The 18,690-nt window shown below is 70.0% G+C and carries 20 protein-coding genes and 3 pseudogenes; 12 read left to right on the top strand and 11 right to left on the bottom strand.

Annotated features, from left to right (window positions below; translation table 11 throughout):
- Positions 1 to 435: 435 nt before the first annotated feature.
- Positions 436 to 744, bottom strand: a pseudogene (locus IEZ05_RS26710) (helix-turn-helix domain-containing protein); the annotation flags it as partial.
- 442 nt (positions 745 to 1,186) lie between these two features.
- Between IEZ05_RS26710 and IEZ05_RS36505 the strand changes: the two are divergent.
- The 3 genes and pseudogenes from IEZ05_RS36505 to IEZ05_RS26700 form a co-directional block, all read left to right on the top strand.
- Positions 1,187 to 1,578 (top strand): annotated as a pseudogene (locus tag IEZ05_RS36505) (ferredoxin-NADP reductase); the annotation flags it as partial.
- 184 nt (positions 1,579 to 1,762) lie between these two features.
- Positions 1,763 to 3,520, top strand: a complete 1,758-nt coding sequence (locus IEZ05_RS26705) for a histidinol-phosphate aminotransferase family protein (RefSeq protein WP_189232816.1) — start codon at positions 1,763 to 1,765, stop codon at positions 3,518 to 3,520.
- Positions 3,517 to 4,320: a phosphatidate cytidylyltransferase gene (locus IEZ05_RS26700; RefSeq protein ID WP_189232815.1), complete on the top strand. Its 804-nt coding sequence runs from the start codon at positions 3,517 to 3,519 to the stop codon at positions 4,318 to 4,320. The genes IEZ05_RS26705 and IEZ05_RS26700 overlap by 4 nt, the downstream gene beginning before the upstream one ends.
- Before the next feature lie 546 nt (positions 4,321 to 4,866).
- Here the strand turns inward: IEZ05_RS26700 and IEZ05_RS26695 are convergent.
- A complete protein-coding gene (locus IEZ05_RS26695) occupies positions 4,867 to 5,493 on the bottom strand; it encodes a hypothetical protein (RefSeq protein ID WP_189232814.1) in 627 nt (208 codons plus the stop codon).
- Between the two features lie 267 nt (positions 5,494 to 5,760).
- Between IEZ05_RS26695 and IEZ05_RS36500 the strand changes: the two genes are divergently transcribed.
- Positions 5,761 to 5,955, top strand: coding sequence for a hypothetical protein (locus IEZ05_RS36500; protein WP_229869870.1), 195 nt, complete (start codon positions 5,761 to 5,763; stop codon positions 5,953 to 5,955).
- Positions 5,956 to 6,196: 241 nt separating this feature from the next.
- Here the strand turns inward: IEZ05_RS36500 and IEZ05_RS26685 are convergent, their stop codons facing one another.
- On the bottom strand, positions 6,197 to 6,670 hold the full coding sequence (locus IEZ05_RS26685; protein WP_229869869.1) for a hypothetical protein: 474 nt from the start codon (positions 6,668 to 6,670) through the stop codon (positions 6,197 to 6,199).
- A 277-nt stretch (positions 6,671 to 6,947) separates the two neighbouring features.
- On the opposite strand from IEZ05_RS26685, the gene IEZ05_RS26680 reads away from it, so the two are divergent.
- The 5 genes and pseudogenes from IEZ05_RS26680 to IEZ05_RS26660 all read left to right on the top strand — a co-directional run bounded on the left by IEZ05_RS26680 (position 6,948) and on the right by IEZ05_RS26660 (position 10,870).
- A complete protein-coding gene (locus tag IEZ05_RS26680) occupies positions 6,948 to 7,445 on the top strand; it encodes a hypothetical protein (protein WP_189232813.1) in 498 nt (165 codons plus the stop codon).
- A gap of 493 nt (positions 7,446 to 7,938) precedes the next feature.
- Positions 7,939 to 8,304 (top strand): hypothetical protein, encoded by a 366-nt coding sequence (locus tag IEZ05_RS26675; RefSeq protein ID WP_189232812.1) that lies wholly within the window; start codon positions 7,939 to 7,941, stop codon positions 8,302 to 8,304.
- Positions 8,305 to 8,448: 144 nt separating this feature from the next.
- Positions 8,449 to 9,147: a hypothetical protein gene (locus tag IEZ05_RS26670; protein ID WP_189232811.1), complete on the top strand. Its 699-nt coding sequence runs from the start codon at positions 8,449 to 8,451 to the stop codon at positions 9,145 to 9,147.
- A 444-nt stretch (positions 9,148 to 9,591) separates the two neighbouring features.
- Entirely contained in the window at positions 9,592 to 10,053 is a 462-nt protein-coding gene (locus IEZ05_RS26665) for a hypothetical protein (protein WP_189232810.1), read from the top strand.
- 83 nt (positions 10,054 to 10,136) lie between these two features.
- A pseudogene (locus IEZ05_RS26660) lies at positions 10,137 to 10,870 on the top strand (HNH endonuclease family protein).
- Positions 10,871 to 11,542: 672 nt separating this feature from the next.
- On the opposite strand, the gene IEZ05_RS26655 reads toward IEZ05_RS26660, so the two are convergent.
- From IEZ05_RS26655 to IEZ05_RS26645, 3 genes are all read right to left on the bottom strand, one after another.
- Entirely contained in the window at positions 11,543 to 11,881 is a 339-nt protein-coding gene (locus IEZ05_RS26655) for a hypothetical protein (protein ID WP_229869868.1), read from the bottom strand.
- 152 nt (positions 11,882 to 12,033) lie between these two features.
- Positions 12,034 to 12,750, bottom strand: a complete 717-nt coding sequence (locus IEZ05_RS26650; RefSeq protein WP_189232809.1) for a hypothetical protein — start codon at positions 12,748 to 12,750, stop codon at positions 12,034 to 12,036.
- Between the two features lie 210 nt (positions 12,751 to 12,960).
- Positions 12,961 to 13,434, bottom strand: coding sequence for a lamin tail domain-containing protein (locus IEZ05_RS26645; protein WP_189232998.1), 474 nt, complete (start codon positions 13,432 to 13,434; stop codon positions 12,961 to 12,963).
- A 599-nt stretch (positions 13,435 to 14,033) separates the two neighbouring features.
- Between IEZ05_RS26645 and IEZ05_RS26640 the strand changes: the two genes are divergently transcribed.
- The gene (locus IEZ05_RS26640; protein ID WP_229869867.1) at positions 14,034 to 14,351 is read left to right on the top strand and encodes a hypothetical protein; all 318 of its coding nucleotides are present in this window, start codon (positions 14,034 to 14,036) and stop codon (positions 14,349 to 14,351) included.
- 97 nt (positions 14,352 to 14,448) lie between these two features.
- Here IEZ05_RS26640 and IEZ05_RS26635 read toward each other — a convergent pair whose 3' ends face one another.
- The 4 genes from IEZ05_RS26635 to IEZ05_RS26620 form a co-directional block, all read right to left on the bottom strand.
- Complete coding sequence (locus tag IEZ05_RS26635) at positions 14,449 to 14,691, bottom strand: hypothetical protein (RefSeq protein ID WP_189232807.1); 243 nt, start codon at positions 14,689 to 14,691, stop codon at positions 14,449 to 14,451.
- A gap of 21 nt (positions 14,692 to 14,712) precedes the next feature.
- Positions 14,713 to 14,979: a hypothetical protein gene (locus IEZ05_RS26630; protein WP_189232806.1), complete on the bottom strand. Its 267-nt coding sequence runs from the start codon at positions 14,977 to 14,979 to the stop codon at positions 14,713 to 14,715.
- Entirely contained in the window at positions 14,976 to 15,392 is a 417-nt protein-coding gene (locus IEZ05_RS26625; RefSeq protein ID WP_189232805.1) for a hypothetical protein, read from the bottom strand. Before IEZ05_RS26625 ends, IEZ05_RS26630 begins: the two co-directional genes overlap by 4 nt.
- Positions 15,393 to 15,655: 263 nt before the next feature.
- Positions 15,656 to 16,471 carry a hypothetical protein gene (locus tag IEZ05_RS26620; protein WP_189232804.1) on the bottom strand — a complete coding sequence of 272 codons (816 nt, stop codon included), beginning with the start codon at positions 16,469 to 16,471 and terminating at the stop codon, positions 15,656 to 15,658.
- A 322-nt stretch (positions 16,472 to 16,793) separates the two neighbouring features.
- Between IEZ05_RS26620 and IEZ05_RS26615 the strand changes: the two genes are divergently transcribed.
- Positions 16,794 to 17,078, top strand: a complete 285-nt coding sequence (locus tag IEZ05_RS26615; RefSeq protein WP_189232803.1) for a hypothetical protein — start codon at positions 16,794 to 16,796, stop codon at positions 17,076 to 17,078.
- A 122-nt stretch (positions 17,079 to 17,200) separates the two neighbouring features.
- On the top strand, positions 17,201 to 17,659 hold the full coding sequence (locus IEZ05_RS26610) for an ATP-dependent DNA ligase (RefSeq protein ID WP_229869866.1): 459 nt from the start codon (positions 17,201 to 17,203) through the stop codon (positions 17,657 to 17,659).
- 260 nt (positions 17,660 to 17,919) lie between these two features.
- On the opposite strand, the gene IEZ05_RS26605 is transcribed toward IEZ05_RS26610, so the two are convergent.
- A complete protein-coding gene (locus IEZ05_RS26605; protein ID WP_189232802.1) occupies positions 17,920 to 18,543 on the bottom strand; it encodes a TetR/AcrR family transcriptional regulator in 624 nt (207 codons plus the stop codon).
- Between the last annotated feature and the right edge of the window lie 147 nt (positions 18,544 to 18,690).

The following is an 18,690-nucleotide window of genomic DNA, read 5'->3' as shown; positions in this document are numbered from 1 at the left end:
AGTCTGCTCCTCAGCCGCCGTCCCCGGGTCTGTGCGGCGTGCCCCCGCCGTTCGAGCAGAAGGCCCCGTGGATGAGTGAGCAGAGCGCGCCCCCGCCTGGTGAGTTCGGTCCGTGGCTGTCCGGGCAGGGAGCGGACGCGTATGCCCTGGTGTGGGCGGGCCCGAGTCGGAGCCTCCCCGGCTCGGTGAGACGGGCATCGCCCGTCCCGGCTTCGACCCTGCCCGTATCACCGTTCAGGAGGTCGTCTACGGCCGCGAGGAGGCGCTGCGCCGCTGGCTGGACCTGGACACCGGCGCCCGCCCGCTGGCCATCGTCACCACCGGCCCCGACGGTCTGCGCGAACACACGCCGGGTGAACTCGCTGTTGCCTGGCTCCTGCACGACACGGATGAGGTCCGCGTCACCCGGCAGCTCGCCGACTGGCTCCATAAGCGCAGCACCACCACACCGCAAAGCCCGGACCTGGGATGGAGTGCCGCGTCGGCGTGTGCCGCCGCCACCTCGGGTACCGAGGCTTCCCGGTCGAGCACCTTCCTGATGGCGGGAAGGCCCAGCCCGAGTTCGCGCAGGGTGCGCACGAAGTCGAGACGTGTGACGGCGTCGATGTCGTAGAGGCGGTAACCGGCCGGGCTTCGGTCGGTCGGCGGCACGATCCCCGCGTCGGAGTAGAACCGAATGGTCTTCACCGTCAGCCCGGTTCGCCGCGCAAGGTCACCAATCGCGTAGAGCGCGTCGCCGTTCATGTGCTCCACCCTGCTGTCTCCCCCTACTGGAGACACAAGCGGTTGCCTCCTTCGGTTGAACCGAACCGCGCCTTCAGAGCACCGACAGGAATCACACCAGATCTCCCGAAGTGCCCTCATTTCCCGTGAACACTCGCGGGCTCCCTGGCCACTTATCGCCGTTGAAGCTCGTCGACAAACGCTGTCCTCACAAGTTAACGAAGCCACCGCCGGATACCGCCAACATCCCGACATCGAAATCCGTCTCCAGCCGGCGGCCGGGACCATCCCTGCGGGTGCAGGGAGCAGACCGCTGGATAATCGGAGGCCCGGCGACACCTCGGTAGGCGAGGGCCGTACTGGCTCCCGTCCGCTACCTGCGCGGCGCGACCAAGGGCCCGCGTGTTGCGGGTCGAAGAGTTGCCTGCGGCGAGGGGTGGGGTTAGGCAGACGCTGCCGTTGTCGTGGTGGTCCGGTACCTGCGGCAGGGTTGCTGTTCGACGAGGTGACGAAAACCGTTCCGCACGACGCGGGCCGGGTCGCCGGAGTCTGCCGGGGTCGTCGGATGGGTAAAGCGCGGTTCGTCGGGAGGCATCGGCGCCAGCCAGGCGTGCCGCCAAAACGGTCAGCAGCCTGCTCACCGACGCTGTCGCCGACGTCCTTGCGCCGCCCGCCCACTCGGTGGAATCTTTCCTGCCGCTGGCCCGACGCCGAGCACCGCGCCTCGTCGACGCGCGTGGCATGGTGGTCATCGACCGGGCCGAGCGCTTGCGCGGCGGACCGGGCAGACCACGCAAGAAGCTGGCCACGGTGGCTGAGCTGGTCACTGCGTCGCGGCGTGGACCGACCTTCTGACGACCAGGAGCAGCACTTCCGTGCAGCCCGCCTGGGTACCCGAACACGCCAATGGCTTCAGTGGCAGTCGAGCGACTCACCGCCTGAGTACGCGTACTCAGGCCGTCCGAGCTGTCCTACCCTGACCTACCGAGATCGGCCGACGTCACACTGAACCGCCTTGGTCCCGACCGAAGAGGTTCCGATGAGCCGTCCGCTCACTCTGCGCTCCGCCGACGCCGACGACATGGTGTGGATCCATGAACTCCGGCACCGTGTCTACGCGGAGGAGCTCGGCCAGCACCCGCGCAACAGCGAGGGGCGACTGGTCGACGGGTTGGACGGTCACAACGTCTATCTGGTCGCGGCGCGGGATGCGGAGCGAGTCGGATTCGTGAGCATGACGCCGCCGTGGGTGGGACGGTACGGGCTGGACAAGTACCTGACCCGGGCCGAACTTCCGCTGCTGGACGGTCCCGACGTCTTCGAGGTGCGGCTGCTCACCGTCGAGCCGCAGGCCCGCTCCAGCGCGGCAGGCGTCTTTTTGATGTACGCGGCACTGCGCTGGATCGTCTCCCGGGGCGGACGGCACGTGGTGGCCATGGGCCGCTCCGACCTGATCGGCATGTACCGTGCGGCGGGCCTGTGTCCAGCCGGCCGCACCGTCCGCAGCGGTGCAGTCGACTTCGAGGTGCTGACGGGGGAGGTGACGGAGCTGTCCCGCTGTGCGACAGGACGGCATGCCGCGGCCCTCGCGCGCTTGGCTGCCGGCGTGGACTGGCAACTGGATACTCCGTTCGCGCCCGGGCCCGACGGCTGCGAGCACGGCGGTGCCTCGTTCACCGCGATCGGGGCGGACTTCCGCACGCTTGAACGGCGTCGCGAGGTGGTCACGGCCGATGTGCTCGACGCATGGTTCCCGCCGGCCCCCGCCGCACACGCCGCCCTCACCGGGGACGCCGGCTGGATCGCCCGCACCTCTCCCCCTACCGGTGCGGAGGGCTTGCTCGCGGAGCTCGCCTCGGTCCGCGACCTGCCCCCGCAGACGCTCGCTGTCGGCTCCGGCTCCTCCGACCTGATCTTCCAGGCCTTCGGCCGGTGGCTGACGCCGGCGAGCCGGGTCCTGCTGATGGACCCGGGCTACGGCGAGTACGCCCACGTCACGGAGCGGGTGATCGGCTGCCGCGTGGACCGGTTCCGGCTGCGGCGCGAGGAGGACTGGCGCATCGATCCGGAGAGGTTGTCGGCGGTCGTCGCGGACGGCTCATACGACCTCGTGGTCGTGGTCAACCCGAACAATCCGACCGGCCGCCACACACCCGCCGCCGAGCTGGCCGCGGTGATCGACGCGGCGCCTGCCCACACCCGGTGGTGGATCGACGAGGCGTACCTCGGCTACGTCGATCCGTCCGAGTCACTCGCCCTGCTCGCCGCGCGGGATCCGCATGTGGTGGTCTGCACCTCGATGTCGAAGACGTACGCCCTGTCCGGCGTGCGGGCTGCGTACCTGGTGGCCGAACCTGGGACGGCGGCGGAGCTGCGCCGGTGGACGCCACCGTGGGCGGTGAGCCTGCCGGCCCAGCTCGCGGCGGTGGCGGCGCTGCGCGATCCGGGCTACTACGCCGGTCGGTTGCAGCGCACGCACGAGCTGCGTACGCAGCTCGCCGCGGACTTGGCCGCTGTGGACGACTTGGTCACGGTCGAGGAGTCGGTGGCCAACTTCCTCACCCTTACTCTGCCTTGGGGCGGACCGAGCGCCGCGTCCCTGGTCACGGAATGCCAGCGACACGGTGTATACCTGCGGGACCTGTCACCTCTCTCGTCGGCGTACGAAGGCCGCACCGTGCGTGTCGCGGTCCGCGACACCGGTGAGAACGCCCGCATCGTGGGTGCCTTCAGAGCCGCCCTCAACGACCTGTCCACGCGCAAGCGCACGTTGTCGACCATCGGGGCAGCGCAGTGACCTCAGTCGCCGCGCTGGCACCGTGGCTGGGCGGTGCTCTGCTGGTGAGTGGCATGGCGGTGGGGGCAACACGGCGAAGGGAGTTGGTCACCCGGTGGTGTGCGTGGGCGGCGGGCGTGCCGCTGGTGACGGCCGCGTTCTGGTGGGGGCGGCCTGGGATCGCGCTGCTTGCCGGAGTCGTCGCGGTGGTCGCGGTGCTGGAATTCGGGGCATTGGCCCGGCTTCCCCGCCCTGACCAGGCGGTGCTGGCGTCGGCCGTGATGGCTCTGATCGTCACGGCCGCGTGGGCGCCCGATCAGGTAGGCCGGGTGGTGGGTGCCGGGGCGCTGGCCCTGGGCGCCGTGCTACTGGTGAGCGGCGATGCCGACGACGGGCTGCGGCGGCTCGGCACGGGTCTGCTCGGCTTGCTCTGGTTGGGGGTGCTGGCCGCCCTGGCGCCGCTGGGCGCGCTCGGTCTGGCGCTGTTCGCCGCAGTGTCGATCGCCGACGTGGTCGCGTACTTCGCCGGGCAGCGGTTGGGTGGGCCGCTGCTGTCGCGGCTGTCTCCGGCCAAGCGGTGGAGTGGCACGCTGTGCGGCGCGGCCGCGGGTTGTGCCGTACTCGCACTGCTGTCGGCGTGGAGCTGGCAGACGGCGGTCGCGGTGGCCGTGGGCGGACCGGCGGGCGACCTGGTGGAGTCCCTCGTCAAGCGCGGTGCCGGGGTCAAGGACTCCGGTCGATGGCTGGCGGGAGCCGGAGGACTGCTGGACCGGATCGACTCCCTGGTGGGCGCGCTGGCGGTGGCGGTCGTACTGGGGTGAACGGAAGGTGGTCGGGGTGTGCGTCTCGGACGCCGTCAGGGTGGCGGGGGGAGTGTAAATGACCCCCGAGGGCCGGGCCCGTGGCCCTCGGGGTCTGCACGGTCCGCGCGCGAAGCGGGCCGTCCTTCGTCTGCTCGTTCCTGGCAGGGCATTCGGACTACGAGCACGAGACGGTCCTCGACTTGACCAGGAACACATGGCGCTCCTGGACCGGTGGCCCACAGTGCGGGGCGAGGTGCTTGTCGCGCCGAAGGCCCACATCGAGCACCTCGTACTTGACCTCGATGAAGGGGCCTACCTGCGGCTCACGCGGGTCGTCCGCAGGGTCGCACTTGCCGTCGAGGGGGTCTGCGGAGTGGAGCGGACGTACCTGTATCCCTCGGCAGCCGGCAGGGCAACGCCCACCTGCACTGGCACATCCCCGCCCTCCCGCCCGGCATCCCCTACGAACAACAGCAGTCCCACGCTCTGATGACCGAGAACGGCGTGCTGTCCATGCCGCCGAAGGAAGCAGCCGACCTGGCCACGCGTCTCCGACCGGAGGAATCACGGACCGACGTCCTCCAGCGCGGCCGCCTGTCGGACGCGTGCCGTCTGGAGCTTGGCAAGATCGGCGTAGGGCACGGTCTGCGGAGGAACCTCGCTCGTGACCCGAACCAGCGTGCCGCCGAGGCGGGTGACGATCATTGTCTCCGGGCCGGTGAACGCATCGGTCTCGTCCGTGTCCAGCCGCACGTCCAAGGGACGGGCCCGGCTGCCGGCCTTGCTGCGCTCCCTGGCCGCCAAGCCCTTCATCGCCGCCTCCGCGTCACCCGGCGTGCCGAAGGCGTAGATGCGAAAGACGACCTGGCCGCCGGAAATCGATTGCCGGATGAAAGACGATCCCAGAGCGACGAATCCGTCGCACTGTGTCCCCGTGTCCTGCCGGCACGTCCTGAGGGACTCCTCCGGCCCGGGGATCTCGGCGCCGAACCCTTCCCACCCGTCCGGGGCACTCTCCGTGTCGACCAGCGCTCTGCGCACCTGATCCTGGGTAAGTACGACCGGTGCCTTCGCTCCCCGGTCTTCGCCGGCGGCTCGCTCGCCCGCCTGGCCCGCGTCAGCGGACGCCGTGCTGTCACCGCGGGCCGCGGATTCCCCGCCACCACCGCAAGCGGTGAGCCCCATCAGCATCACCGCACCGACCGCGAACCCCCGAGCCGTCCGAAACACCTGCAACTCCCCCTGACGAGTCAACCCGCGCCCACCGGCCGTCCCGCACCTCTGAGTACCGGGTGCGGCTGCGAAAACCCTACTGAAGAGACGGCTGGGCAGCAGACCGGCCCCAGTCCCGCCGAGCGGTCGGGCCAGGGCTACGGACGTACCGCGGGTGACGCCAGCCCTTTGCGATGCCATCGGCGCCCTGCTGACCCAGGGCGGTACCGGCCACTGCTCCTGCGTGTGGAACCCCGGCTGGTCATCCCCGAAAAGGAAGGCGACTACTTCAGCGGCGCACAGGTCACGACGTGGGGGATCGATCAGTTCTGGGGCCTCCCGCAGCACCCGCACACCCCGTACTACCTGACCTTCGAGACCGCCGTCAGCTCGGACGCCCACCTCTACGAGCTCGTCGTGCCCATGGTTCCCCCGACATGAAACGAGCCGGAGCGCGTTAAGGAGTACGTCGAGCTCATGGAGCGGAGAACGGTCCCTGCGGCCGTGGGGATCTCCACGCTGGACGTGTGCGAGCCCGCCGCCGGGATGCCGACCGACCCTTACGCGGGCAAGGCCTGGCGGCGGGCCAACTGCCGCAAGCGGAACCCATTCTGGCCCCCGGTCCCGGGGCAACGCGCCTATCGCCTTTCCGGCCGGGGGCGACCACCGCGGCGAGGCCTGGTCACGGCCGATCGGCCGAGGGCGGATCTGTACGCATGCCGAGAAGACTCATCTGCACCAGGCCGGAGGGAGCGTTGGTACGGCCCGTGGCATCGGCGACCAGCGAGACCATGAGGCTGCGCAGTTCCGCTGCGGGCTCGGACAGGGCATAGGTGCGCAGTACGAGTTCCAGCATCACCGCGTCGAACTCCGCTCCGAAAGCCTGGTAGCGGTCCGGATCTCGTTCTGCCTCGGCCCGGACGATGCGCCACCCGCTGCCCTCGGACGCGTCCACTGGGCCGAACTCGGCTCGGTAGATGTGGTGTCCCGTCCAGCTCCTCAGCAGATGGACGGTGTCGCCCTCACAGACCACATGCCACTTGCCCTCCATCGCGCGGCTGACATGCCCAAGCCGAATCGCGTCCCGCTCGCTGTCACTCCACACGCATGCGGGAAGGACGGTCAAGGACTCTGGCCGCACCATGGAAGTCTCCATGGGCGAGATCGTAGTCGCCGTTTCCCCCGCCACGCAGGGCGAACCTGCAGCTCCGCGCCTTCACGTTCTGGTTGGGCGGGCCGGTGACCGCGCCGACGCAGGACCTGATCGAACCCGGCCCGGACGGCCGTTAACGGATCGGTGGCCTGTGGCCCTGGCAGGGGTGGCCCGGCCGCTGCTTGCTCGGCTAACTGCCGGGTGTCGCATGGTCTGGCCCGTCAATCCCCGTTCCGTTGGGAGTTCGACTGTGACGACTGCTGTGACCTACCCCCGTCCCGTGACCGCCCGCATCACCGCCGCCGCCCCTGTCACCACCACCTCCGCTGTGACCGCTGACGTCACCGCGACCGCTGCCGACACCGCTGGCACCGGCGCCGCTGTCGGTGTCGGTGAGCCGGGTGTGTACACCGTCACCGTCTTCATGAACACCGCCCCGCACAGCTTCGACGGCTACCAGCCCCGCCATCCCCTCGCCGTAGCCGCCCACACCGACGGCACGCCGCTGCTCCTGGTCTTCCACGCCACCGACCGGATCCACAGCCACGAGGTCGCCGCCGACGCCGCGTTCACCGTCGGCAACCATCAGGGCCCCGACCACACCGGCCAGAGGTGGCCCTCCGACATCCGCTCGGTCTCCGTCGGCGACGTCGTCAAGGTCACCGGCCCCGACCACTGGACCATCCACCTCAGCGTCGACCCGTTCGGCTTCACCCCGGTTGCCGAACCCACTCACCGCACCCCGCTGGCCGGGTCCCGCGTCACCAGCCGCCCCTGACCACCACGCCCCGCCCCGCGCCCCCCGGCCCCTGTCACATGCTGCGTTCAGCCGGGGGCGCCCCTGCACGAACCCCCTCTCGTGCGCCGTGTGCGTCCGGCACCGCCGGGCGAGAGCAGCGGCCGCCGTGACCCCCGGGGTGCAGGCGCGCCGTCTGCCCAGTACCGCCGGGCCGCGCCGGGTGCAGCATTCCCCCGTTCCTGCCCCGCGCGCGGCCCGACCCGTCCTCAACCGCCCCTTGCCGAAGTGCGGCACCCGCCCGGCACACCGTCGGCGCCTGGCCCTCTCCAAAACCGCTGGATGCCGGGCGCCGGCGGGCCCCGGGGGAGGCGGCCTTCTGCGACTGTTCGCGCTGCCGGGCCTTCGGTGCGCCCTGCGCGGCACACCCCAGGCCATCAGGCAGCCGGCAGCAGCGCAGGAGAGCCAGATGCACTGAACCCGGCCCCAGGCGCCGCGCACCATCCCAGCCCCGACCGAAAGGCACTCTCAGGACATGGACCCCAACTCCGGTCCGGACGTGGGCAACGGACCCGGCCCGGATGCCGTGATCTACCCGATGACCCAGCCCACCCCCGAAGAACGCGACGGGGCCTTCTGGGCCGAGGTGGCCCAGCGCAAGCAGCGGGCCCTCGCGCTCATCACAGCGGCCCGATCGGCCGACGGGGCAGGCGACGACGAACCCACCCTCTCCTACGACGAGTTCCGCGCCCTGTGCGAGGCGCCCGACGTCCAGCAGAAGGTGGCCGACATCGAGGCGGCCGCCCGGCAGTGTACGGAACAGGCCCGGGCAGCCCTCGCCGGGCCTGCGCCCGTAGGGGGCAGTCGTGCCGCCGGGGACGCCGATGACGGCTGGTCGTAGCCGAGGGACAAGACCTCCGTCTGGCGCGTTGACCGGCATGGAGCGCTGGACGGGCAATCTTCGTGAGCCCGTCTGCTTCGCACGCCGGATCGGGGCAGGAACGGGGTCGTGCCGCGCTGCTAGCGCCCTTTAGGGTGCGGGATCATGACGCCGTTCACCCGTTCTCCCAGCGACCTGCCTGCCGATCCGCGGCTACTGACGCTGAAGTACCAGCTCACACACGATGTGAGCTCGGAGACGGATCGTGACGGCCTCGAAGAGTGGACGGTGTCCATACGGGCGAAACGGTTCAAGAACAGAACCATCGGCGGCGTCATCGGCTCCATGACACTCTTCCGCTTGCGCCAGGACACCCGGTTCAGTCCCTACCCGTGGGCCGATGCCGAACTCTATGACGAGGCCCTGTTCAATCTGGTCCTTGGCATCTACGACCTCGGCAACGGCGGCTACCGGCAGGCATTTCGCGACGCCATGGTTTCGTGCGACGGAGACCTGCTGGTCCTCTTCCGCGTCCGACTGGACCATGCCTGGCGCGGCTTCGGGCTCGGACCGATCCTCGCGTCCCAGGCGGTCTGGACTCTGGCTGACGGATGCAGCGCCGTCGCCGTCGAAACAAAGGTCAGTGAGACCCTGGAAGGCCGGCGCCCGCTGTCTCAGACAGAGTGGACCGAAGCGAACCAGAAGATCACGGCGTTGTGGGAAGGCATCGGCTTCCGGCGCCGCACCAACCCACTTGGTCACCTGCTCGACCCGAAGACCGCCGAAGCCCGCGACGCGCGCAACGAGCAGCGCAGACGATTCGACGCGCTGGCACGTGCCTACCGCACCGCCCCCGCCCGCTGACTCGACGGCCAGCAGCCCGCCTCGAGCAACGCTCGCGCCGCCGCCGAATCCGATCACGCCGATGGGGCAGGTGACGTGCCTACTGTTCGAGGAGTTCCGCGCCCTATATGAGGTCCTCGACGTCCAGCAGCGGGCCGCCGCCATCGAAGCGGGCACGAGACAGTGCGAGCAGACCGCGATAGCCCTGCGCCATTGCCCGGCAGCATCCCGCGCCGGGTGGGCAGGCCCGGTGCCGCACTCCACGCCCGGCAACCTCAGACGCCCCCGTCGCCCGCGCCGCCGGGCCTGCGGCCGAAGGGGCGGCTCCCGGGTGACGCCAGCAGCGTGGGCACCCGTCCGGCTGCCGGTGCCGAGCATGCACGTGCGGCCCGCAGCCGCTCAGGAACCTGGCGGGCAGGCGGCCGGCTCGGATCGCCGTCCTGCCGTCCCCGTAGGATCGCCGGCGTGAAGCCGTTGAGTGTCCAGCGTGTCAGGGTTCTGGCGGACTACTACGGGCTGTGCCTCCAGGATGCCGATGACTCGTGGCTTCCTGCGGTGTTCCCGCAGGACTTCATCGCCGGGGACTTCGGCACGCCACGGCCCGGGCGGATCGATCTGACGACGGCGGCGCACACGCAGCACGTCGGGGTCACTGTGCAGGCCTGGGAAGACGAGCCCCCGCTGCTCGAGGGCTCCTGGGACAAAACGGCCAAAGCGCGGATCGAGTGCCGGTCCGGGACGCTGCGGCTGTGGTCGATGGGCGGGCCCGGCCTGGAGGACATCACGTTGCCCTCCGCTCCGGCGACGTGGAACACCAGGATCTACTGCACGGGACGTCAGGAAGCCGCCGCAGCGAGCAGGAACGGTGTGCCCGACGGGCTGGAGCAGTACGTGGTGCAGTTCTGGCCGGTGGAAGGCGTGGGCTGAGCCCCGCGGTACCCGATCGGCCGCGTGCCTTCGCATCGTCACCGGGGTATCCAGTCCGTGCACTGTGAGTGCCCCACACGGGGATGCCGTGGCCCTACCCGAGTCGGGCCACGGCATCCCGTCCCCAGCACCGCGCGCAAGGACACCGGCGCTCTGCGCCGGTACGACCATTGCACCCACACGGGCGGCGCACTCACCGAACGCCGAACAGCGCCGTCTCCACTCCCGCCCAGGCCGCGGAGACACTGCCTCTGCCCGAGGCCGTCAGCCGTCTACCGGTAGCCACCGAGTCCCGCGACGGCTATACCCGCGAGGCCTTCCGCCACTGGAACTCCGGCGACGATCCGACGGACGGCTGCTCCACCCGCAACGAGGTCCTCCTGGACGAGGCCGTCGAGCCGCGCACGGTCGGGTCGCGGTGCGCCTTGTCGGGCGGCCTGTGGTTCTCCTACTACGACCAGGTGTGGGTGACGTCGGCTTCCGGCCTGGACATCGACCACATGGTGCCGCTCGCGGAGAGCTGGGACAGCGGGGCATCTGCCTGGTCGGCGCAGCGCCGTGAGGCGTACGCCAACGACCAGGGCGCGGCGGCGAGGGTCTGGTCGCGGTCACGGCGCGGTCGAACCGGTCGAAGGCCGACCCGGACCCGGCCCAGTGGCTGCCGCCGGCGGGCGAGGTGCACTGCCGGTACGTCGCCGAGTGGGTGGGCACGAAGCTGCGCTGGGCGCTGTCGGCGGACGAAGCGGAGGCGGCGGCTCTGGCCGAGGTGGCGGCCGGCTGCCCGGAGCAGACCGTGACGTACGAGCCGGTCCAGTAATCAGCGGGACGAGGCAGTGCACACGAACAAGGAGAGACCCATGGCCCAAGCACGAAGGACACGTGGGCGGATTGCCACGGTCACGGGCGCGCTCACAGCTGCCGTGGGACTGCTGCTGGGGACCGCGCGACTACGTCCAGGACATCACGGTTACCACGAGGGACGGCCTGCCGGGGACGCTGCGGGCGTTCGTCGGCGACTACCGCGGGAGCAAGGCGAACGCCTCGCGATGGCGGTTCGTCGTCAACCGGGAGATCAGGGCCTACCCGAGGCTGGCCGTCTGCGGCGGCCTCGACCGCGGTGGCCGGGTCATCGAAAACCACTGCGTGATGCTCCCCCTGAAGCCCGCACGGACTCCTCGTCGTCCCCGACCACGGGCCCCGGGGATCTGCCATGCCGTCCCCAGGGCCCGCTTTATGGAGTAGGTGAGGACGGACACCCTTCGCAGCCGCTACGCTCCGGGCCGCCGTCGTCGGGCTGCGCGACCGAGGCGTGAAGGTATCTGGTGGTCGCAAGGACGAGAGTCGCGCCGTGCTGGCCTGACTGTCAGACTCTTGCAGTCTGGGGAACGGCGCGGCCGAGGTGAGACGGTCGGTGCCGACCTAGACACCGGCGACGGCCGGCCCCGATAGTCCTGAGGCCGGGCGTCGGTGGGACGGATTGAAAAGCACGTCATCCCGGGGTGGGAGACTCCTGCTCGGCGGTGTTGCCGCGTCCAACGGTGATCGCCCAGGTGGCGGTCGAGGGTGCGATGACGGTCACCGTGCCGGCCCTGTGGGCGGCTTGCATGGCGAGTTGGTTGTACGTGACGGCGGGTTCGCCTGCGCCGCACTCCAGCGGGAAATCCGTTCCCAGGACGGGCACCGTGACCTTGATGGTGCCGGGGCCCAGACAGCTGACCGCGACGATGAGTGCCTTGCCCTGCGGGCCGGCGTCGTAGGAGAAACTCGCGTTGCCGCGCGTCTCACCACGTCGCCCGGCGAAGACTTCACCGGACTCAGGATCAAGCACTGGCGGCGTGACCGTAACGCTCCGCTGACTAGGCGCGGGCCTCGATGTGCTGGGCGCCGAGGACGCGGCAGCATCGTCTGTGCTCTCACCGGAGGTGCAGCCCACCGCCATCAGCAGCAGAAGAGCCGACGTCACCGTTCTTTGCCGCGCTCTCACTTGGTTTCCCACAGCACCCAGCCGACCCGGCGGGGCGTGTAGATGGTCACGTTCTTCTTCACGCCCCTGGTGCAGTTGGCGTACAGGTACTGACTGTAGCCGTAGGACTTGAGCCGGTAGACGCCGTAGCGGGCGTGGGTGCTGTGCTTCGAGGGAGTGTCGACCGCGATGGTGTTGCCCAGCTTCGCCGTCAGCTCCACGGACAGCTCGACGCCGAACTTGCCCTCAATCTCGACGACCGCGGCCGAGCCTCCGACCTTCAGTTCCCCGCTGTAGGCGATACCGACCTTGCCGGTCACTTCGGAGGTGAAAGTGGACTTCGCGGTGCGCGATGTGCCGTTGTAGTTGGTCTGCTCAGCGCCCACCCCCTTGTGGTAGTCCTTGCCCTTGCTGGTGGGCGTGTACCGGTAGCCGGGCTCGCAGGCCCTCGCGTCCAGGGTGGCGCTGGGCTTGGACGTCGGCAGGTCGCTGTCCACGTCCCCCAGTGTGGGATCCGGTGCGGGCGTCGTCGTGGGCGCAGGGGCCTCGCTGGTGGGAGCGCCTTCGACGAGGTCGGTCTCTTCCGGCTCCGGCGCAGCGGTCTCGACGACGGCGGCGTCGGTGGCCGTCGGTGACGGCCCCTCAGCGACTGCGGTACCGCCGGTGGTCAGTCCGGCGATGACAGTCAGGCAGGTAACGGCCGGCACATTTATGGATATGCGGGCACTGGTCATGAAGCCACCAATTCCTGGTGGATCGCTCCCGTGGCGATCAAGTGCCACGAACACTAGTCGTGACGTCATGTACACAACGAGGAAAGGTGCGTTTACTGAGCATCATTTGAGCAACGCCTTCGGCGCCGTGCGGCACGCTCCCCGCCGTGGGGGAGGGCGTGCCGCACGGTGCGGTGGTGGTGCCGGTGGGTTCACCCGCACCATCGGTTGTCAGTGGCGGCCGCCCTGGCGGTTGCGGCCCCAGAACGTCTCGTCGATGAAGCGACTGTGGTCGTTGCGGAGGGTGGCGGTGTCGGAGTGGTTGTCCCAGACGTAGTTGCGGCGGTCCTGGTAGACGTCGGTGTCGGTGTCGGTGTCGCGTCCTCGGCCGGTGTGGACGCGGACGGTGGACCGGCCGTCCAGGCGGTAGTGGTCGAAGGTGTAGCGGTGGCCGTCCTCGTCGCGCAGGGTCCAGCCGTCGAGGTTGACGGAGCGGCGGCTGTTGTTGGTGATCTCCACCCACTCGCGGTTGAGGGAGCGGTTGGAGCGGTCGTCACGGCCCGGGGAGTTGTACTGGACGTCGCTGGTCTCCACGTTCGGGCGCTGCGCCCGGTGGTCGTGGTCGGCGGCGGTGGCCGGCACCGCGAGGGCCGCGGTCAGCGCGCCGAGGGTGGGGGCGGCAGCGGTCAGGCGGCGGGCGGTGATGGACTTCGACGCAGGGTCCCCCTGCTTGTGCGGGCACCGCTGGCCGCGGGGCCGGGGTGGTGGTGCGTGCTCGGCCGGTCGGCCGTGCACGCACAGGTTGCAGGCCGGTCGACCGGTTCGTGGAGGCGACGTGAACGCTGTTACTGATCCCCCAAATCGCCGTGACGCTCGCTGGCAACACCCACCTATGCGACAAATGCACCAGATTGACGCCCCCTCACAGTCAGAACCCGCTCCAGCATTGAGCTCAAGGCCAGAACCGCCAGGTCACGCCACCCCGGCCACCCGGCAGCGTTCACCCGATAGTGAGTAACGGCCCCACGCGCCGCGACCCGCCCCAAATGTGAAGAAGCCCCGCCCCCAAGACGTCGGGAGGCGGGACCGGGTGGAGCGCCGGGCAGGCCTTGCACCTGCATTTCCCCGCAGGAAGCGGGGCGTCTTTCCTTAGACGACCAACGCGCGTAAGACGGCCGCCGCAGCGACCTGCCTTGCAAGATCAACTATACGGGCAGCGCGCACCCCCGTGCACATCGGACGACAGGGTTGTCAGAGGCGTCCGCGATGATCCCGTTGTGCTGGTGATGAGTTATGGCGCGCGGGTGGTGGCCAGACGGCCGTCGAAGCCGAAGATCAGCGCGGCGATAGCCAACCTGCAGCGCGGCGACGTGCTGATCGTCGAACGCGTCACCGACGAGGAACCCGGCGACTGGTACGTGCAGGTGCTGACGCGCCAGGACAACACCTTCCAGCTGGAGCACCGAGACGGAGCTGCGGCCGAGCACTACCAGACGCGGACCGTCTCGCGGGACAAGGCCGTCGCCACCGTGCTCGGCTGGGTGAAGGGCGAGCCAGGCTGGAGGGCCGCCTTCATGTGGAACAAGATCGCGTCCTGCTTCGAGGACAGCGACGACAGATGAACATCGCGCCCCGCCTGCGGCCCAATTCGAGCGCGGGGGAGACGGGCGCCTGCCGGCCCCCGGCCTCTGGCCCGGGGCAGGGACCGGCCGTGACGCGTCAGGCCCTCGTCGTGCGGATCTCCAGTACGTCCAGTTGCTCCTCGAGCGGGAGGCCGTCGAGGGAGAGAGCGTCGCCGTAGGCGGCCTGCTTGGCCTCGGCGGCCTCCTCGGCCGTGTCCGCAGCCAACGGCACCCACGCGGCAGTGCACCAGGGCTCTGCGCCGTGCGTGAAGGTGTGCAGGACGCCGTGATCGAAACACCACGCGTACCAGGAGGAGTTGGTGCTGGCTGGACTCCTCACGTCCACAGGGCACGGCACTGCTCACTGGTCGGAAGTAGTCTCCCACCGGGGGGTGACACCCAGCGCTGACCACCACGTGGCCAGCTTCTCGTTGGTCACCAGGCAGGTGTTCAGTTCCCAGTGCGGGCTGCCCTGCGGCCGGATGTGGCTGAGGACGTCCCGCAACGTGTCCTCCAGGACCTGGACGCGATCTGCGCCGGCCGCCTCACCACCCGCCGCCCTGCGTTCACCGAGGAGGGGCGGCGCGGCAGCCGACGGGAACGCCGCAGTGTCGCGCGCCGGGCTCACCGGCTCTGTCCGGCAGCGGCGCGGCGGGGACGGTTCGGCTCCCGCCCGATCTGCGCGGCGACCTGCCGGACCTCCGCATCCCCGTAGGCGGTGCGCGCCCCGGAAACGCTGTATCCGGCGTGACGCGCGAGCTCCTCCAGCCCGTAGGGCCGGCTGCCGTGGAACTCCCGCCCGTAGGCCAGCAGCAGCCGCAGCGCGGCATCGAGACTCTCGCGCTGCGCCTTGAGGTCCTCCAGGACCAGCAGCAGCGGGCTCATCTCCAGAGCGTTGCTCGCGGCCTGGAGCCGCTCGATGTCGTCCTTGCGGTGCTGCTCCACCTGTTCGCAGGCGTCGGGGTAGCAGTCCTCGGGGGTGACGGTGCCCGGCTCAGGCAGGGGGTGGCGCAGGACCACCAGTTCTTCAAGCGGATTCATTCTGCGCTCGTCGCAAAACTTTACGATGATCACAATATGTGGGGCAGTGTGTCGTCCGGCGGCCGGCGACGCCGACGACCACGACCACACGCGTCAGGTCGCAGCCCCGACGGCGGCCGAGACGGCTGAAGACGCTGCCCTGGCCGCGAACATGGCCAAGCCCCCGGGTCACTGTGCGCCCACCGCTGCGCCGGAGGGCTTCCGGCGCGGCGAGGACTGTGTCGGCGAAGGCCCGCACGCGTCCAACGCTTGCCTGGTGGTTGTCAGTAGGACCCGATAGACCAGAAGACGCCTACCTCTTCGTCGTTCACCGCGATCACGCCCAGGTCCTCGAAGATGTCGAGGCCGCCGATGTACGCGGTGGTGTGGAAACGGTGGGTTTCGGTGCCCTCAAGTCCTGAGGCGAGGAAGTCGGGGGCCGGGGTGGAGGCGGCGGCTGTCGCGTTGGTCCAGTAGTGCGCGCCGGGCCCGTACCGGTCGAGCAGCAGCCGGGCGTCCGCCAGCAGGGCGTCCCGGTTCGGGCGGGAGCGGACAGGGGCCTGCTCCGACTGCCATTCCTCCGCCATGACAGCCAGCGCGGCCACTGCCGCCTGGGGCTTTAGGGGATGCAGATGGGCGGGCATGTAGGCCGGGGCCGGCGGGTCGAAAGGGTAGGCCGGCACGGCCTGGCGGGCGGGGTCGGGGTGGTCCATGTCCAAGCGGAGCCAGCCGCGGGGATCGGTGACCGTCCGGTGCAGCACGGCGTGGACATCGTGCGTCCAGTCCTCGTGCCGCCGCGGGCCGGTGGCGACGAAGACGCACTGGTCGTACAGCAGCCGCAGCACCGCCGCGTTCCAGGGGCTGCGACGGGACCGGAATTCCATGAGCAGGCCGCCGATCTCACGGGCGAAGGCGTCCTTGGGCTCGCGCGGGATGCTCCGGAGCCGGCCGAGGGCCCAGTGGACAAGTTCGCCTGCTCCTTCCGCCGCGAGTCCGGGCGGCTCCGCCGGAAGCACGTCCGACGCCTCCCACGTCCCCCACAGCGCCTCGAGATGGGCGTCCAGCAGGTCCAGAGCCGTCCGTTCGGCAGGCGGAATCATTGCGCCACCTTAGGCCGCAGCCGTCACAGGTGTCGGCCTGGGTGAACGGCGGGGAGGAGCAGCCTGCGGCAGGTCCTCCGCACCTGGGGCTGGCCGGACCACTCGACGACTTCCCGAACTCGCTGGACAGCAACGGTCAGGCGACCGCTCACCCCTTCCGGTGCCGGACCTGCGCAACGCACCTTGCCTGCACGGACTTCGGCTAGTGCTCTGATGGGGAAGGTTCCTGATTCGCGGGGTGTTGGGTGGTGCTCGGCAACTGACAGTGGTGGACACCCGGGCTCTAAGATCTCGAGATCAGGGCGGGATGTCGGAGGGGACGATGGACGAGCCGCGGATGCGTCTCGGCGGCGATGACGCATGGCTGGAGCTGGCGTGGACCGGCGAGGATTGTTGGCAGGTCACCGCAGACTGGTGCTCCATGCTGAAGGCCGACTTCACCGCGTACCTCACCGAGGCTGAGGTTGTGGACTTCGCGGAGCGGATGCTTTCGCACCTGGACGGAGCGTCGGGTGCGGGCTTCTCGGCGGCGGTGACTCCCGGCCGCAACAATCCGCTGAGGCTGAAGGCCCAGCCTGCCGGGAACGGGTTCGCCTTCTTCGTGTAGCCGTCCGGGTTGGTCCAGGTGAAGCCGTAGCTGCGCATGGTGATCGTCATAACGGCATCATCGCTGGTGGCACTGACACGGGGCCGGGTGCGCCCGGCGCCAGCGCGGCATACACCTGGACTGTGGCACTCATCCCTCCGGTCCAGCCGATGCTCGCCGAGGCCCGCTCGGAGCTGCCGCCCGAGCGGGCGCTGCCGGGCGGGCTGGTCTTCGAGCAGAAGCCCGACGGCTACCGGACGCTGCTCTTCGCCAGCCCCGGCCGTGCGCACCTGCAGTCGAGGAACGGAGCCGACCTCAGCGGCGCCTTTCCCAAGATCAGCGTTGCCGGCCGGGTCCTGCGCGTGCCGCTGGTCCTGGACGGGGAGCTGGTGGTCGCCACGGAGGGCCGTCTCGACTTCGGCCAGCTCCAGCAGCGGGCCCGCAGCCGCGGCGCCGGTGCGAGGCAGGCGGCCCGGACCACACCGGCGCACCTGATCTTCCCTGTCAAGTGCAGCGTGTTGAACCCTGTGGGAAGAACTGCCTGGCTCTGTTCAGGACCCTCGACAGCTGCTGGCGCGGTGCGGGGCAGCGCAGGGTTTTGACCCATTCGGTGATACCTGTCAGGCATGTCGGGCTGTTGCCGTGGGGCGCTGCGCTGGGGCGTCCCGCAAGAAGGTCAGACCGGCGCAGAGCACGGTCGAAGCGCCGAGCAGTGCCCACCCTGCATATCCCCGGAGCACCACAGCACGCGCCGACACACGAGGGCACGGCGGCGTGTAAACCTACGGGCCGCGCCTCCCGCGGCGTAGAAGCGGGCCAACTGCATGAGATGGCCTGCGTAACGGGGCCGGCCGTGCCCTTCTCAGTGGTGGCGCGGGCGAGGCAACATGGCGAACGCGCTCTCCGCGATCGAGGTCAGGCGGGCGGGGCTGTGGCCGGACGCGCCTACGACATCGATCCCGCGGACGATGGTCAGCAGGAGGTACGCAAGGTCGTCGGGATCCGCGTCAGGGTCGATGTCGCCGTTGCGCTGCGCCGCTCGCACACACTCGGCCACCGCCGTCGCGACCAGGGAGAAGCAGTCGTTGGCCAGGCGCTCCACCTCGGAGTCGGAGGCGCCGATCTCCAGGGCCATCTTGGCGGCGAAGCAGGCCGCCGCCGCCCGGTCAGGGGCGGGGGGCACATCGGCGGCCAGTGGCACCCCCTCGACGGCGCGGAGCAAGAACCCGCGCAGTCGTTCCAGGGCACCCTCGTCCGGTCCGGCGAGCGCCTCCGGCACAAACTGCCCCAGCCGGACGGAGTACCCGGCCATCGCCTGCAGCAGCACGCCGTGCTTGCCGTCGAACGCGGCATACAGGCTGCCGCGACCCAGGCCGGTGGCGGCGCTTATGTCGTCGACGCTCGTGCCGTTGTAGCCCGTGGTGCGGAACTGCCGCTCGGCGGCATGGAGGACGTGGTCGCGGTCGAAGCTTCGTGGTCTCGCCATACACAAAAGGTACGGCCGACCCGCCGTTCTTGACAACCCAGTACAGAACCGCCTAGGTTTCTGACTGTTCAGTACATAACCGTCCTGAGCTCACCGGACAGGCTTGGTCCGGGCTTGCAGGGGGCCGGAGCGGACCGTGTCGGCCTC

It is taken from the genome of Streptomyces flaveolus, assembly GCF_014648815.1.
GTDB lineage: Bacteria > Actinomycetota > Actinomycetes > Streptomycetales > Streptomycetaceae > Streptomyces > Streptomyces flaveolus.
This window is presented reverse-complemented; position numbering and strand designations above follow the sequence as displayed.

Bases quoted from the DNA above. Each gene is read 5' to 3' on its own strand.
- IEZ05_RS26705 (WP_189232816.1), top strand. From the start codon at position 1,763: ATGAGCCGTCCGCTCACTCTGCGCTCCGCCGACGCCGACGACATGGTG.
- IEZ05_RS26695 (WP_189232814.1), bottom strand. From the start codon at position 5,493: ATGCTGATGGGGCTCACCGCTTGCGGTGGTGGCGGGGAATCCGCGGCC.
- IEZ05_RS26685 (WP_229869869.1), bottom strand. From the start codon at position 6,670: ATGGAGACTTCCATGGTGCGGCCAGAGTCCTTGACCGTCCTTCCCGCA.
- IEZ05_RS26675 (WP_189232812.1), top strand. From the start codon at position 7,939: ATGGACCCCAACTCCGGTCCGGACGTGGGCAACGGACCCGGCCCGGAT.
- IEZ05_RS26670 (WP_189232811.1), top strand. From the start codon at position 8,449: ATGACGCCGTTCACCCGTTCTCCCAGCGACCTGCCTGCCGATCCGCGG.
- IEZ05_RS26650 (WP_189232809.1), bottom strand. From the start codon at position 12,750: ATGACCAGTGCCCGCATATCCATAAATGTGCCGGCCGTTACCTGCCTG.
- IEZ05_RS26625 (WP_189232805.1), bottom strand. From the start codon at position 15,392: ATGAATCCGCTTGAAGAACTGGTGGTCCTGCGCCACCCCCTGCCTGAG.
- IEZ05_RS26620 (WP_189232804.1), bottom strand. From the start codon at position 16,471: ATGATTCCGCCTGCCGAACGGACGGCTCTGGACCTGCTGGACGCCCAT.
- IEZ05_RS26615 (WP_189232803.1), top strand. From the start codon at position 16,794: ATGGACGAGCCGCGGATGCGTCTCGGCGGCGATGACGCATGGCTGGAG.
- IEZ05_RS26605 (WP_189232802.1), bottom strand. From the start codon at position 18,543: ATGGCGAGACCACGAAGCTTCGACCGCGACCACGTCCTCCATGCCGCC.